This window comes from Saccharibacillus kuerlensis DSM 22868 (assembly GCF_000378145.1).
Taxonomy (GTDB): Bacteria; Bacillota; Bacilli; order Paenibacillales; family Paenibacillaceae; genus Saccharibacillus; species Saccharibacillus kuerlensis.
The window spans coordinates 224,088-239,839 of the sequence record NZ_KB899279.1; the positions used below are offsets into that span (position 1 = coordinate 224,088).

Sequence of the window (15,752 nt, forward strand, 5' to 3'; positions counted from 1 at the left end):
ATAAATTCTTTCGAAATGCCGCAGCCCTCTGTACAAAAGCAGCAGCGCAATCACGCTAATTAGTAAAGTGACTAAATGTTCGACACTATCTCTTTTTTACCGATGTTTATCCACTTCTAAATAAACGCACCGACCGCCTATTTCGTTGTTCCATTTTATAAACAGGCCAGTGACAATGTCGCCGCGCGTCAAGTGTGAGGAGAACACCAGCAAGTCCCTCCTCACTCTAGCCTTATCCTCGCTTACACCCTAAAATGAAAAAGAGACGCATGGCATACACATAGAAACCCAACCTTGTACATCGGAGGAACTCATGAAAAAACATATACACGTCGTCGGAGCGGTCATTGTCGAGCAAGGTAAGATTCTGTGCGCGCAGCGCGGGAATACAAAAGCTCTGCCCTACAAATGGGAGTTTCCCGGCGGCAAGATCGAGGAAGGCGAGAGCCCGCAGGAAGCGCTGAAGCGCGAGATTGACGAGGAAATGAACTGCGTCGTGGAGATCGGGGAGTTTATCGAAACGACGGTGTATGAATATGACTTCGGCTTTGTACATCTATCGACGTTCTACTGCACCCTTGTAAGTGGACAGCCTACGCTGACCGAGCACGTCGAGATCAAGTGGCTGCCGGCCGGCGAGCTGGACCAGTTGGATTGGGCACCTGCGGATATTCCGGCGGTGGAGCGGATTCGGGAAAGGATGGTGAAGTGATGGACGATTCGATTCGGCACTTAAACGACTCGCTGAGCTGGGGGTTTATTGATCGCCATCAGGAATCGCTGGACCCTTACAAACCGAAGCTTCTGGTCAATAACCGGGACACCGGAGACTATATTCTGACGCCTCTGCTGGAAGAGCTTCGTCAGTGCCGCAGCTTCACTTTCTCGGTCGCTTTTATTACGGAGAGCGGTCTGGCCGTGCTTAAATCTCAGCTGGCTGACCTGCACGCCCAAGGGATCGTCGGCAGAATCTTGACTTCGCATTACTTGAACTTCAATCATCCAAAAATTTTCCGTGAGCTGCTGAAGATCACCAACGTCGAAGTACGACTCACCGAGCTAAGTGGATTCCATGCCAAAGGCTATCTTTTTGAACACTCGCGGCATTCAACCATCATTATGGGCAGTGCCAATCTAACTGCAGCTGCACTCAAAACAAACTACGAATGGAATGTGAAACTGACTTCCTTCGAACATGGCGGTCTTCTCGGTCAGTTCCATGAAGAGTTCGATAAAGCCTGGCAGTCCGCCATTCCGCTCACCACAGAATGGATCGAAGCTTATCAAGTTCTATACGAAGAAGTGCGCAAAGCCAATAAGAAGATGAAAGCAGTCGTCCCTCTTCTTCCGGAAAATGCGAATCCCTACAACGCGTTCGTTCACATTGAGCCCAACCGTATGCAGCAGCAAGCTTTGCAGAACCTTAGCGCTTTACGAAGCAGCGGCGCTGCCAGAGGTCTGGTCATCTCAGCAACAGGAACTGGCAAGACGTACTTGTCTGCGTTCGATGTCAAAAATGCGGCGCCCCGCCGGATGCTATTTGTCGTGCACCGGGAGCAAATCCTTAAACAAGCGCTCAGCGATTACCGAAAAATCATCGGCGGTCCGGAAAGCGACTTTGGCATCTATTCCGGTAATCGTCGGGATGCACAGGCCAAGTATCTGTTTGCAACAGTACAGACGATCGCCAAGCCTGAACATCTGGTTCAATTCGCTGCGGACGACTTCGACTATATTCTGATCGATGAAGTCCATAAAGCCGGGGCAGCTTCTTATCTCAGCGTCATCCAGCATTTCACGCCTAAGTTCTTGCTTGGCATGACTGCGACGCCCGAACGTACCGACAGCTTCAATATCTATGAGCTGTTCCACTACAATATCGCTTATGAGATTCGGCTTCAGGAAGCGTTGGAAGAAGATATGTTGTGTCCTTTTCACTATTTTGGCGTAACCGATTATATGCGTAACGGCGAGCTGCTCGATGACCCGTCTCAACTCTCTCTTTCTGAAAAAGAACTGCGCGTCAATTATCTGATGGAAAAGGTCGAGTACTATGGTTATTCCGGCGAAAAGGTGCGAGGATTGATCTTCTGCAGCCGCATGGCGGAGGCCAACGAGCTATCACATCTGCTGAATGCCCGAGGCTACCGAACAGCGGCACTGACCGGCACCGACAATGCGGAAGAGCGCGAACGCCATGTGCGGCAGCTGGAACAAGGCGAACTGCAGTATCTGCTTACGGTAGACATTTTTAACGAGGGGATCGATATTCCGTCCGTCAATCAGGTGATCATGCTGCGGCAGACGAAGTCGAGCATCGTATTCATTCAGCAGCTTGGCCGAGGACTGCGGAAGCATGATAGCAAAGAATTCGTAACGGTCATCGACTTCATCGGCAATTACAAGAACAACTATATGATTCCAATCGCCCTCTCCGGAGATCGATCGCAGAACAAAGACAATATCCGCCGCCATATGAAAGATACAAGCTATATCAAAGGCGTGTCTTCAATCAATTTCGAGGAAGTGGCGCGTCAGCAAATCTTCAAATCGATCAGCGGCAGCAACCTAACAGCGTTCAAGCTGCTGCGCGAGGCGTATACTGATCTGAAGCACCGACTGAACCGTGTCCCGCTGCTGTTTGACTATGTCGAAAACAACTCGCTCGATCCGCTGATCTTTGCCGACGAGTTCCCGAGTTACTATCATTTTCTGTTGAAAGTCAAAGAACCTGTACCGAGTCTATCCCAGCAGGAGCAGCAGTACTTGACCATGCTCTCAGGAGAAGTTCTGAACGGGAAAAGACGGCATGAGATTCTCCTGCTGGACATGCTGCTTGGGCAAGGGACAGTCCCAAAACAAGCTTACGTTGAACGTCTTCGGGAAGATGGTTGCCGGGTAGGCATTGACACACTCGATTCGGTGATGCGTGTGCTGAGTATGGAATTTTTCAACGAGCAGACACGGAAAAAGTACGGAACCCTACCGATTGTCCAGCTGAATGACGATCAGAGCTACAGCTTTTATCCTGTCATGCAAGAAGCTTTGCAGCAGCAGGGTTACTTTAAGCAGCTGGTCTCAGATCTTATTCAGACCGCCTTCTTGAAAAACGAACAATACGATTGCAAATCTACGATGACGCTGTACAAGAAATACTCCCGGAAAGACGCCAGCAAGCTGCTGAACTGGGACAAAGACGGCAGTTCGACGATCTTTGGCTACAAAATCAAAAACGGAACCTGTCCGATCTTCGTCACATACAAGAAACACGAGAATGTCGGCGCCAGCACCAAGTATCAGGACGAATTCATCAATTCGGAAGTGCTGCAGTGGTCCACACGGAGCCGAAGAACGCTGGCATCCGAAGAAGTGAAACTGATCTTAGACGCCGATCGGGAAGGCATTGAACTGCATATTTTCGTAAAGAAAGATGATGCGGAAGGGCTTGAATACTATTACCTGGGCCAAGCGAATTATGATGGCAAGAGCGCAGTCGAAAGTACCATGTCGGATGAAAATGGCAATTCAATCCCCGTGGTGCATATGAATTTGGTGTTGGAGCATGCGGTGGAGAGTAAGTTATATGGGTATTTGACTCGGGGGTAACTCAACGCAAATAAGCTGGAGCTGATTGGGATCAGTCTCCAGCTTATTTGATTAGAAAGTTGCTCTTTCAAAGACTTGAAAATAAATCCAACCTAAAATCGTTGTGCCATCCTTATACTTTTGAGCTTCGACGAGTTTTATTAAAGTCTACACGTTTCTTAGGATTGGCTTAAACCTCAGCGGGACGGCTACCTAATACTTTCGACTCTTATTTGTTGAGGCAGTTTATAAGATATTCATAAGCTTAATAGCTCAGCAGAATCAAATCTATATTCCTCTTATCTACAATAAATGAATTTTTCTCTTTGGTTACAGCTTCATTTTTCTAAACTGCTTGGAGATTATAGCTGTAGCTCGTAAGTAAACTCAGTTGCACGGCCGCATTCTGGTAGTTTCCAATCGGGTTGATAATGACAAGTACGATTTTCTTCCGCCACTCCCCAACCTAACTGCTGAGCAAACACAGTCAGTGACTCGGTTGGGCGAACAAACAGCACCAACTAGCTGACAACCAACTAATGCTATATCATTGCCTAAAACCCTAAGCAAATTTCATGTTTATTTAATTAAAGTCAGTTCCATAAACTTCATTAAATTCTTTTAATTCGATTTCGGACAAACTATCCAAATTAACAAATGAATTTATTTTAGGATAAAAGTCAATCAGTTTAAAACCTATTGATTCTATTTCATCGAATTCTTGATAAGTAATTCTTTTTTTGTATAAATCAAGCGTGGGCGCTGTTTCCAAAAAGTCAATGAATTGTTCTGCGTTTATGTCTCCTTTATAATATTCGCTAAATAATTCTCTTGGATAAGTGTTTCTACCTTTAATCTCAATTTGACGTGGTGGAGTTCTCTTAAAATACCCATTAAATGAAGTTGCATCAGTTACTTGAACACCGTTAAAGTTTAGTTTTTCACCTTGAGAAGTATTCACAACGACAATTTTATAAAAGCTTTTAATATTCTTCACATTTAATTTTTCTTTTATTTTCACGAGATTCTCTTCTAACATGTAATGAGCAGAAATACGATCTAATTGTTTACAGGCATCACTTATTTTATCAAGATTATGAGCATATTCTTTATAAGTGACAGGATGTCTTAAGTGTTTTGCTTCGACAAAAAACAATATATCATCTATCACAAACAATGCATCACATTCATATTTGGGGTGACGGAGCGGTAGACATTTTATCCCTACTTCATTAAGTGAATTCGAAATTTCCTTCTCAAACATCGTTCCTTTTAAATTTACTCCAATATTTCTGTTCGTAAAATTATTCATTATAGCTCTTGAAGGGTCAGTTTCTACACATGCAGTCGGTACTACAACATAATACTTTCCAAATTCTATAAATGGATTGTCAATCAAGTCTTCCGAGGAATTATCAAATTTCATGAAATCGAATACTTTATTAGCTGCTTTTTTATCCAGCCCATGTTCAACAAATTTTTTAATCCACTTATTTTTTGTCCTTGTAATACAAAATTCATTAACTGTATAAGCCGAACGTTCGGCTTTTAAAATTCGAGATTCAAGAAATTTTCTACACTCTAGTGAAACTACACTATAAGCTCTTACTAATTCTGCTAAAGAGATATCGTTAAATTTAATTGAAAGATCAGAAGTTGAAAAATATTCTTCAATAAATTCGCACGCCATTTTTTCTTCCATTGATATAAAGGATTGAGGAGGAAGAACTCCAGTGAACTCATATTTTTGTGGGTAATGGATTTTTTCATACGCAAACCTGCTTATTTTAGCATTTCTTATATCCATAAATTTCATATGTGTTATATTTTTACCTAAAGCATGTTTTCCTTTAGCAGTAACACAAAAAGAAGAAGTAGTATCTAATTCCGCTTCAAAATAAGTCCACAATTCTAACATTGTATCTAGAGTGTTCTTCAAGTCTACCCCTATTAGATGATGTTTCGCATTATTAATGTATTTTCTTTCAATTTTTGAAGTTACCTTATTAAAAGATATCTTTTTATATCTCATATATTTTAATACTGCGCCTGAGAATATCGTTATATTTTCTATTAGATCTGCTTTATTATCATTTAATCCACCAAACCCAAATTTTTTTTCATATAAAATTGATAATTCGTGTTCTAAAGCTATGAGGAAAGCTTCTGCATAAAGTTCATCCGAAAGTGAATCATCTACTTTTTTCAAAAAGACATTAGTAAAAGTGCTATATAAATTGTTCAAATGTTCTACTTCTTTTTGGAAATTTTCGATTTCATTTTGATTAATAGGATTTTTTAAGTCATCAATAATTTTTTTGTAAAGTTTATTATCTCTTGGTTTACCTGTACCCCTTATATCTATACAAATCCCCGATTTTTTAAGTTCATCGAGTCCAGCTTTTAAACTCAAATTTTCAATGGTATCATGTATATGTTTTAAAAACTCTTCTTCCCTTCGTGTCAAACGTTCTAACTTATATATTTCCATAGGATCTCCTCTCACATTTATCCAATATTAGCAACTTAAATTATTCAGATTTTAAAAATACAAGTTTTAAAAGCCAAATGATTTTCGTTCAGATTTTCGGATTTTTAAACAAGTCATTACTTGAATTTCGACTGATCTCTACGTTCAAAATGCGCATGCAGCCGATACTCGCAAACTTCCCACGTCCACCGATGCAGTAGATCCTTATCTCCTTCCGCCACTTCAAAACTCAATCCAAACTCCCCATCCGCAAACTCCACCTGACTGCCTTTCACCCCTGCCCACTTGCTCATTGGCATGCCCGCGATCAGCTTCGCCACCTTCGTTCGCGTCTGCTCGTTCCAGTTCCACAGCCGCTTCGACTCCTTGTCGCTGAAGTCGATCCGTTTGCGGTACTCCTTCTTTGTCAGATAATCATGAAAAAACGCTGCAACTTCTTCCGGCGTTACCGCCTCATTCCACCGATCCGCGCCGCGTTCCAACATATACAGCAGCACAATCATCTTGTAGCTTTTCGCCATCACAGTCTTTTCCACGTCGCGCAGCCAAGCTTCGTAACGCTCGAATACCTGCTGCTCCTGCTCATTCAGCATACTCGCCCAGTTTAGGAACCCAACATAAGACCCAAACTCGTCCCGATAGCCTTTGCTCATAGATCGGCCCTGCAAATGCAGCTCCAGATAAGTCGGAACGCGGCCAAGCTCACCCTTAAGATCTAGAAAATCGCGATGCAGCTTCTCCCGGTACGGCGCGCGTTTGCGGCTCAGTTCATCCAGTAGATTGACGACCGCCGTCTCCAACTGGATCGAGCAGCTGTCCGGCACAATCGGGATTCCGGTTGGCCGTTCCTTTTTTCCAGCCGTATCGTCTTCATCGCCATAGTCCGCAAACAAACTCAGCTTCACGTCCGCGTTCCGGTAGTTGCCGATCAGATCGATAATGACGCAGTGCGATTTGCCTTCCGCTAGACGCAGCCCCCGGCCCACCTGCTGGATGAATACGGTCAGTGACTCGGTCGGCCGGACGAACAGCAGCGTATCGACGCTTGGAATATCCGTGCCTTCGTTGAATAGATCGACGGTGAACAGTACTTCCAGCTCTCCACCGTCCAGTCTGCGAATCACTTCTTCCCGACTCATTTCCCGAGTGCGCGAGTGCAGGCTGAGTGTCCGGCTGCCCCTCGTGCGGAAATAGTCTGACAAATAATCCGCCTGCTGGATCGAAGAACAGAATGCGATCGTGCGCGTCTGCCGTCTGAGCGTCCAAGCCTCATAGACGCGCTCCGCATACTCCTGCCGAAGCTGCGCTGCAAGCAGCTGCTCCTCGTCGTAATGGCTGCCCAGCCAGCGAATACCAGAATAGTCCGTCTCGTCGTGCACGCCGTAATACTGGAAAGGCGCCAGCCATTCTCGCCGGATCGCCTCGATAAAATGAATCCGGTACGCCACGTTCCCGCCGCACAGCGCATACACGTCCTGCCCGTCCATCCGATCCGGCGTCGCCGTAATGCCCAGCATAAACTGCGGTTTGAAATAGTCGATCACCGACTGATACGATCTTGCCGCCGCATGGTGGAACTCATCGATCACGATCAGGTCAAACGCATCCGGCGCAAATGTCTCCCGATGCTTTTTCATCCCCAGCGTATAGATCGAAGCAAACACGCAGTCTGCGCCGCTTTCTTTGCTCTGCCCGTTATAGAGGCCGTGGCTGCGCTCTGGAAGAACATGCGCGAACGAGCGAACCGCCTGCTTCAGAATCTCTTCCCGGTGCGCAACAAACAGAACCCTTTGATATCTTTGCGCCAAAAAAGCAGCCAGATACGTTTTCCCGAGTCCTGTCGCCATCACCACCATTGCGCGGTCGTACTCTTCCTCGATCGTCGCCGTCAGCGCATCCAGTGCCATCTCCTGAGCGGGCCTCGGCTGGATCGCTGCGTCGGTCTTCCGTTCCTCTGTCGGACTCTCTTCCTGCACATCCCCGACGTCCGCTTCGGCTTCTTCCATCTCGATCACCTGCCGCTGCAGCTCGGGATTTTTGCGGTGATTGAGCAGATACTCTTCTTCGTACAGCGCGATCGTATCCTCTGTCAGCGGCAGCGTGGCGTCGTGATAAAGGTTCTCCATGAACTGGTCCATCGCATTGCGGAACGTATACGGCTCCGCCTGCGCGTTCATCGCCAGATTCCATTCATACCCCGTCTTCATCGCCGAGAACGAAAAATTGGAAGAGCCGACGATCAGCAGCCCTTCCCCGTTTTCGTAGTCGAATAGATAAGCCTTGGGATGAAAAGACGTACCCATGCTCCGCCACAGCCGTGCTTCGAGCCGATCGTCGATAGCCAGTAGCTTACGCAGCCCTTCCGGCTGAGTAATGTACAGATAATCCCCCGCCAGCATCTTCACTTCGGCCCCGCGATCCAGCGCCTTTTTCAGATGCGGAGCCAGTAGATTAACGCCGGACTGCATGAGAAAAGACGTCATGATATAGATGCCCGTCGCATTCTGCATCCCCGCAATCAGCTCATCCCCCAGGTTGCGGGTAATGAGCTTGACGTTAAGATTCGTGGACATCGATTAGGTAGATCCGTTGGTCGAAACCGCCGCGCTTGACGGCTTTGTCGACGCGGATCTGCTCCAGTGTCTCGGGATCTGCGCCGTGCGTGACAGCCAGCGCGTGGATCACTTCGAGCATGTCGGCGAGTTCTTCCAGCGCGTCAGCGTCGGAGGAAGCGGCGAAGTATTCGTCGGCTTCCTCGCGCAGTTTGGCACGGAGTTCGGTTGCGTATTCGGCTTCATCCAGGATGCGGGTGGTGAATGATTTGCCGGTGGATTCAATGATATTAGGGATGAGGTCGCGGATTAGTTTGTTGTGAGTTGTCATAACTAAAATGGTGCTCCTTATAGTTTCTCTTTTAAAGGATTCAAATCAATTCATAAAGTAAAATTTGTGCTTCAAGAAGAAATATAGACCATATCCTCTAAAGATTTTCCATATGCAGCAAATATACCTCTTAAGTTAGCTTCAAACTTACTTGCCGCCCAATGATCGCACTTTATAATGATTAACTTATTTTTAGCCCGAGTTACTGCTACATAATGATTATAAATGCTAGACATATCATGTAATCGATAATCCTCTGCAAAAACTATAACTTGGTCAAATTCTAATCCTTTAGAGGAATGAAAAGTAATAGATGTGTTTTGATATCTCTCAGATTCAAAGGCAACATGAAACGACTCATTTTTCAAAGTTTCTTGAAGCTTTCTGACATGTCTCATTTCAATTGAGTAGTTAAGATATTCTCCTAAGCCGGAGATATTCTCAAAAAACCCATCAGAATCATAGAGAGAATCTTTGATTCTTTGCAAAAAATCACTTATAATTTTTACTTTTCTCTTAGAGTTTTCTCCTTCATTGGGAATCTCTGAAATAAAGTCATAAACAGAATAATGATTCAAAACATAGTTTTTAGCGATTGAATTATAAATCCATGCTGACTCTGTAGTTATATCCGCCAAAGGAATTTTAGGTATATGAATACATTCAAAGCCAACACTCGAAAGTTCTTCAGCACCTTTTTTAGAATTATCATTACTAAATCTTAACAAAGCCGTAGTTTTCGAATTATCTATAAACTGCAATACATCTTGGTACCAAGTATTATAAGTGCTATTTACCCATATTATATTTTCTAATTGTTTAGTTTCTACATAATTTACACGAGTTTCTTCACATAATAGATTAGAGTAATTTTGTATTTGCTGACAGGATCGGAAATTATCCGAAAGTGAAATTTTACTAAAATTATCTTTTCTCCATATGCTTTTAAACGCTTCTGGATAAGCGCCTCTCCAAATGTATATGGATTGTTTGTCATCGCCAACTATGAATGTTTCAATGTCGAGTTTTTCTGCTAAAAACATAAATAACTCATGCATGCTTTTATCACAGTCTTGATACTCATCGATATAGATTTTAAAATATTTAGCTTGCAAGTATAACTGACATGCTTTTGATCTTTTAACTATATCTTGAGCTAATTCGAAAATAAAATTTTTCTTGTCGTCACTATATGCACCTAAAGTTGCTTTTTGTGCTACTACCTCTAAACCCTCCTCAAAAGAAGAAAAGTTTGTTGAATAATCCGCACTTAAAATTATGTCATACGTAGGTCCGTAAACATCTTTAATAAAAGGTTGTACGATCTCTTCGATTACAAAACTATTGTTTGTTCCAATAAAATGCCTAGATACATCAACTTTAATTCTTTCCTTTATTTCTTGAGCAGCCTTTATAGTAAATGTAACAGCAGCTATTACTTTGTGATCTTTATTTACTTCTATTTCATTCACTATTTTATTCACCATTGTATGCGTTTTTCCAGTTCCTGCACTTGCACTCACCACTAAATGACCTCTTTTTTCTACTATTTCTTTTTGAGTACTCGTTAGTTTATTCAATTTTTTATCACTTCTTTCAGACAAGCAAAGTTGTAGTGTTCATATATTTCTTTACATGTCTTTTCGTCTAAGTACTGTAATAGTTCTACCATATTAGTGTGTTTTGCAGCTTGCAAGTAACTAACGGGATCACTTTTCTTTAACCATACTACTAGTTTATCGTGTATTACTTCATCCAAGTCATTTTCTAGATCACTTTTTGATAAAAACAGCGAAAAGTCTTTTCTTATTTCATCTAGCTTTTTTTGATTGTTATTGTATAGAGTTATTTTGTCTGTAATACTATTTGACGTTACTGGTTTGATCGGCAATTTGTATTTGGCGTCTTTTGTATACTTGTTGCATCGAAAAAATCCTAAAACACTATATCCCTTTTTACTACTGCGAAGATCATTATCTGTCTTGATGATGCATTTTATGCCTAACCCTTTCAATATATCAAAGTACTTTTCAAATCCTATACCATTGGCTGCTAAAAGATAAGCGCCATCGGCTTCGTAGAATGGATTTACTACAGAAAGTACTTTTTCGAAAAACATTATTTCAGAAGGACCTTCTACCAAAAGTACTCTATCAGCGAATATTGCTTCTGATAAGTTTCTATTTAAAATCTTTTTGTAAGATTCGTAAGCATCAGGAATTTTGTAAAAAGCACTTACGCTATCGACCTTTGTTTTGTTATAAATTCGAACAAGGTTTACAAAGTTCATTTCGTAGAGTATAAATGGTGAATGTGTCGCTACAAAAAGGTATTTATACCTTTCATCCGAAAAAATTATTCTTGACAGTGCAATTTGCATAGAACGATGCAAATGATTTTCTGGCTCTTCTATTAAAAAAAGCGTTATTTTTTTTTCGCTCATTTCACTAGCTATTAAATCAAACAGAGAATAAGACAAAAGTTTTTTCCTTCCATCACCGGCTGTTGGATAGAGATTAGTATCATCATCACGCTTAACATAGGGAATTAAATTTGAGTAAAGGCCTTTAATTGCAACTTCAGATTTTACTGAAACTGAAATATTATCATTTCTATATTTTTTATATTCGGGAGTCACTTTTGCTTCAAAATCTTTAATCCCTGACAGAGAAGCTATCTTTTCATTAAGATCGCCTATAACTCCTTTGATTTCTTGTAATACATTTTTGTCTTCTTCTTCATCATTTTTCATCAACTTACTCACATTTTTTTTAAATAAATTTTGAAGGTCTACATACGAATCTATATAGACCACATTCATAACGTAATCTATTTCATATAAATATCCTCTTTGTTTCATTTCTTGTAAGTTATTAATGTCTCCCCCCCAATAAAGAAGAGGTACTCCTGTAAGTTCAGCGTAATCGTACTGTGCAACAAGTCTTATAAAAACTTGCTGATGAGAACTCAATAAAGCCCCTTTCAACTGAGCTCTTAATTTCTGATTATCTGTACAAGTAAGATCGCTAATGTCTATTGTTAAAGTTATTTCAATCGGTAAGTTCGTGTTTCTACAGTGATAATCAGAGTCAAAAAAATTCTGCCTTCTCACATCCTTATCAAAAACAAACCTAAATGCACTTAAAAAATTTGATTTTCCCACATCGTTCAAACCGAAAAAGGCATTTTTATTAGCTAACGTTACTTCTACATCTTCAAAATTTCTGAAATTTTTAATGTGAACATTTTTGAATTCCAAAATACCCAGCCTCTTTTCTTACTAAATTAAATTATGTTCTTCTCTACATAGTAAGCAGCAAGTCCAGACAAGTTCAAAGTTTCAATTAAAAAACGATCTTTTTCAAAAATCCAAAGCTCAAATTTTTGTTCATCTTCGTTAAATCGAATCTCTCCGTAACCAGTAAATCTAACTTGTCATTTTCACTTACATATCTCTGGATAAGATGAAATAAGCTAAATGCATCTGGATCATTTGCCAAAAAGGCTTCTCCAAATCGAATGTCAACATTGCTTTTGTTTTGCTTTACAGAAATCACCGCATCGGTTTTACTGAAACTTACTGCTTTTATAAAACCGCCTTTAATCGTTTTAGTTTTTCCGATATCTTTTTCATTGAAAGTTTCAAGCTCTTTTTGACGAATATTAGGGGCATGCAAATTTCCTACTTCTTCTTCGTTGCTAAGCTTTTCTCCATCCGCAACTAACTGAACTATAGGCCGAGTACCCTTGCCTTCAACAATCGGGCTTTTTTCTTTTCTCACTGACTTCCTTTTTTAAGTTTTTCTTTCTCTTCATTCGTTAAAGTAGAATCAAAATATGCATTTTTTAATGATTGTTGTATTCTTTCTTCTGAAGCTGTTACATTGGCTACTTGCGAACGATCTACTCCAGTTCCAGTTTTGATGCGTTCAAACCTATGAATGCAATTTGCCGAATGATCAGAACGTTGCCAAGTTTTAAAATGTTTAGTTCGACCAGATGAAAATACCAGCTTAGCTTCGCACCCTAATGTCGAACAAATCAAATTCCCTCTGTAAGTACTGATATAAGAGTCTTTGTCAATATCACCTTTCGTCAGTGTACGAACTAAAATCCCCTGTTTCACATAATCTGCTGATAAAATCGACATTAAAACTACCCTCTTTCTTAAGATTAGTTTTTGTTATGTCATAATTATGAGAATACACAAAATTTATTTAAGGTTCTTTTTCAATTTACTAGTTACACTTTTAGATCTTTCGAACTCATCCAACCACCCCGCAAACCCTTCCGCCTTACAATAGCTGAGGAACAACCAATCCATCGCCCTCGTCATCCCAATATAAAACAGCGAAACTTCCCGCTCCACGTTCTCCTCCAGCTTAAAAGGCATACTTTCCACGTTCACGATAAACACCGCTTTAAAGTCCAGCCCTTTCGAACTGTCGATCGTCGACAGTTTCACGGTCTGCGCGTTCCGATCATACGCCCGCTTCGCTGCAACGTTCTCCGCGATCCAGTCGTGCGGAATCTCTAGCTTCTCCAGCTCTTTTTGCAGCCGATCCACGTACGAATACGAGTAGTTGTTTCGCACCCGGTACAGAATCGCGATGTCCGCGTAAGGCACTTTTTTCTCTTCATGCAGCTTGCGGATCGCGCGGGCGACCCAGGATGCTTCTTCATTAAAGTTGGCGCACTGCTTGATAATTGGTTCCGCGCCTTTGCGTTTGGTGCTCTGAGGCGGGATGATCTCGACGCCGTCGACGCTGGTGCCTTCCTTCACGCGGTCCTTCAGCGCTGAATGCGTACGGTAGAAGTCCCAGGCGAAGTTCACGATCTGCGAGGTGTTGCGGTAGTTGATGCTCAGGATCTTGGAACGTCCGCGGAAGTCAAGACCGGTGCTGGACGAGAGACTTGTTTTCCTTTTAAAAATGTTCTGGGCCTTGTCCTCAACGAGCAGCAAGGATTGGGTTTCCGGGTTCAGCACCTTACTCAGCAGCTCCAGCCACGACGGTTCGAAGTCCTGACCTTCGTCGATCAGGATCGCGTCGTATTTGGGCAGGATGGTCTCGCCGCGGTCGATCTTGGGCAGCAGACTCTCGATCCCGTCGTCCCGGATCTTCAGCGCATTCCACAGCCATTCATGGAAAGTAGCGGTTTCGATATTGTGCTTGTTGGCAGCTGAATTGCCGTTCTCGTCCGGGCTCATGCTGGCAAAATCGAACAGGTCCTCCGGTTCTTCCATCATCTTCTCGATCATGCCCTTCAGCACGCGGGACAGCGGGATGCCGTAGCAGAGCACGAGAATCTTCCAGTCCGGATGGTCTTTGGCCAATAGGCGGGCACGAGCCGATAGGATGAGCGTCTTGCCGCTGCCGGCGACGCCGCGGATCAGCCGGTTCTTATCGCCAAGCTGACGTGCGAGCGATTCCTGGTGCAGATCCATCGCCTGAAGATTGTGCAGCGACAGCAGCAGCTGATCGTCGTAATGCGACGGCTGCTTGTACTCTGCGCTGATCCGCACTTCGGGGAACAGATGGTAGCGAATCGCTTTGATGTCGTCTTGGCTGAGGATCTGGCTGGGATGAAAAGGAATCGTGAACATGCCCAGCATCCGCTCCAGCAGTCTTGTGCCGTCAAAGCCTTCGTGATCGGTGTCGATATCGTCCCGGGTCAGCAGAAACTGCGGTTCGATCACCCGCTGCAGACTGTGTTTGACGATATGTGTTTCCCGCATTCGGGTCAGCACGACGCCGAAGCCGAACCGGAATTTGAGTTTGCCGTGATAGGTACCGCCGGTCTGGACCAGGCTCTTGTCTTTCTTCAGCTTGTCGGCAATACGGAAAGCATAACTGCGCGCCTGCTGCAGCGGATTGATCACGGTGCTCAGCTCGCCCTGCGTGTTGTAGATGCGCCATTCGTCGGGATAGAGTTCGTACAGCGTGCTCTCGGTATAGTCTTTCACTTCCAGCACAAGCATGCCGAGGTCCGGTCCGATTACAACATAGTCGGGGCATCGGCCGCCGATTCGGGGTTCGAAATAAACGATATAATCGTCGGGAAGATGTTCGCGGAGCGTATGGAATAACAGGCGTTCGCCTGCGGTCGCTTTTTTGGGGATGGTTTCCGGGATCATGTAAGCCATATGTCATCACTCCTGATGTGGTCAGACCCCTGTTGAAAGTGGCGGTTGGAGATCCGGTGCTTCCGGAATCTGACGGGATGGTGCTTAGACCGAATTTGAACGGCCCGTGCACAGGATGGCAAAGCATTATGAATGAACATGAAGCAGCATCAGCTGCAGATAAATGCAATCGGACGAACAAAAGTCTGAGCAAAAAAACTCAACCAGGCCCTCCGACATGGGTCACGAGTTTGGTACTTAACTAAAAACTATTGTAACTTGCTTAGCGTTATTTTGGAACTAGATTACCAGTAATTTTTCTAAAATTTCCTTAATGAGTTGAGGAAGCACTACTTTTCCGTACATTTCTTTACTACTTATGATGCGCTTCAATAACGAAGAGCGCAAATTGGCTAAGAAAAAACCGCACCCATAGTGGGCACGGCTTTCTTTTAACCTTTATATTCTTAGGTCTTTTTTAATCAAACGCTTTTTCTCTTGAATATACTTTTGCATCTCAGTATCCATTTTCACACGTTCTTCTTCCGCAGGGGGTACTATTACAACTCCGCTTGGTTGTCTTGTGGCAGCTTGTCCTGCAGGTGGTCGAATACCTGGGCGGTTTGAATTTCCGAAAGGAGTTAAAGAACGCTTTTGCACCTTACGCAT

The 15,752-nt window shown here is 43.3% G+C and carries 11 protein-coding genes; 2 read left to right on the forward strand and 9 right to left on the reverse strand.

Annotated elements, in window-relative coordinates:
- Positions 1-313 precede the first annotated feature (313 nt).
- Positions 314-712 (forward strand): (deoxy)nucleoside triphosphate pyrophosphohydrolase, encoded by a 399-nt coding sequence (locus tag F456_RS0105770; RefSeq protein ID WP_018976054.1) that lies wholly within the window; start codon positions 314-316, stop codon positions 710-712.
- Positions 712-3,606 carry a DEAD/DEAH box helicase gene (locus tag F456_RS0105775; protein WP_018976055.1) on the forward strand — a complete coding sequence of 965 codons (2,895 nt, stop codon included), beginning with the start codon at positions 712-714 and terminating at the stop codon, positions 3,604-3,606. Before F456_RS0105770 ends, F456_RS0105775 begins: the two co-directional genes overlap by 1 nt.
- Positions 3,607-4,168: 562 nt before the next feature.
- On the opposite strand, the gene F456_RS0105780 is transcribed toward F456_RS0105775, so the two are convergent.
- The 9 genes from F456_RS0105780 to F456_RS0105820 all read right to left on the reverse strand — a co-directional run bounded on the left by F456_RS0105780 (position 4,169) and on the right by F456_RS0105820 (position 15,752).
- Positions 4,169-6,076 (reverse strand): hypothetical protein, encoded by a 1,908-nt coding sequence (locus F456_RS0105780; RefSeq protein ID WP_018976056.1) that lies wholly within the window; start codon positions 6,074-6,076, stop codon positions 4,169-4,171.
- 116 nt (positions 6,077-6,192) lie between these two features.
- Positions 6,193-8,649 carry a DEAD/DEAH box helicase family protein gene (locus F456_RS0105785; RefSeq protein ID WP_018976057.1) on the reverse strand — a complete coding sequence of 819 codons (2,457 nt, stop codon included), beginning with the start codon at positions 8,647-8,649 and terminating at the stop codon, positions 6,193-6,195.
- Entirely contained in the window at positions 8,633-8,959 is a 327-nt protein-coding gene (locus F456_RS0105790) for a nucleoside triphosphate pyrophosphohydrolase (RefSeq protein ID WP_018976058.1), read from the reverse strand. Before F456_RS0105790 ends, F456_RS0105785 begins: the two co-directional genes overlap by 17 nt.
- 71 nt (positions 8,960-9,030) lie before the next feature.
- Positions 9,031-10,539, reverse strand: a complete 1,509-nt coding sequence (locus tag F456_RS0105795; protein ID WP_211223567.1) for an ATP-dependent helicase — start codon at positions 10,537-10,539, stop codon at positions 9,031-9,033.
- Positions 10,536-12,218, reverse strand: coding sequence for an ATP-dependent nuclease (locus F456_RS0105800; protein ID WP_018976060.1), 1,683 nt, complete (start codon positions 12,216-12,218; stop codon positions 10,536-10,538). The genes F456_RS0105795 and F456_RS0105800 overlap by 4 nt, the downstream gene beginning before the upstream one ends.
- An 85-nt stretch (positions 12,219-12,303) precedes the next feature.
- The gene (locus F456_RS0105805) at positions 12,304-12,741 is read right to left on the reverse strand and encodes a hypothetical protein (RefSeq protein WP_018976061.1); all 438 of its coding nucleotides are present in this window, start codon (positions 12,739-12,741) and stop codon (positions 12,304-12,306) included.
- Positions 12,738-13,109: a hypothetical protein gene (locus F456_RS0105810; RefSeq protein ID WP_018976062.1), complete on the reverse strand. Its 372-nt coding sequence runs from the start codon at positions 13,107-13,109 to the stop codon at positions 12,738-12,740. Before F456_RS0105810 ends, F456_RS0105805 begins: the two co-directional genes overlap by 4 nt.
- A gap of 63 nt (positions 13,110-13,172) precedes the next feature.
- Positions 13,173-15,104: a 3'-5' exonuclease gene (locus tag F456_RS0105815; protein WP_018976063.1), complete on the reverse strand. Its 1,932-nt coding sequence runs from the start codon at positions 15,102-15,104 to the stop codon at positions 13,173-13,175.
- A 438-nt stretch (positions 15,105-15,542) separates the two neighbouring features.
- The gene (locus F456_RS0105820) at positions 15,543-15,752 is read right to left on the reverse strand and encodes a hypothetical protein (protein WP_018976064.1); all 210 of its coding nucleotides are present in this window, start codon (positions 15,750-15,752) and stop codon (positions 15,543-15,545) included.

Coding starts and splice junctions, on each gene's coding strand:
- F456_RS0105770 (WP_018976054.1), top strand. CDS start 314: ATGAAAAAACATATACACGTCGTCGGAGCGGTCATTGTCGAGCAAGGT.
- F456_RS0105775 (WP_018976055.1), top strand. CDS start 712: ATGGACGATTCGATTCGGCACTTAAACGACTCGCTGAGCTGGGGGTTT.
- F456_RS0105780 (WP_018976056.1), bottom strand. CDS start 6,076: ATGGAAATATATAAGTTAGAACGTTTGACACGAAGGGAAGAAGAGTTT.
- F456_RS0105785 (WP_018976057.1), bottom strand. CDS start 8,649: ATGTCCACGAATCTTAACGTCAAGCTCATTACCCGCAACCTGGGGGAT.
- F456_RS0105790 (WP_018976058.1), bottom strand. CDS start 8,959: ATGACAACTCACAACAAACTAATCCGCGACCTCATCCCTAATATCATT.
- F456_RS0105810 (WP_018976062.1), bottom strand. CDS start 13,109: ATGTCGATTTTATCAGCAGATTATGTGAAACAGGGGATTTTAGTTCGT.
- F456_RS0105815 (WP_018976063.1), bottom strand. CDS start 15,104: ATGGCTTACATGATCCCGGAAACCATCCCCAAAAAAGCGACCGCAGGC.
- F456_RS0105820 (WP_018976064.1), bottom strand. CDS start 15,752: ATGCGTAAGGTGCAAAAGCGTTCTTTAACTCCTTTCGGAAATTCAAAC.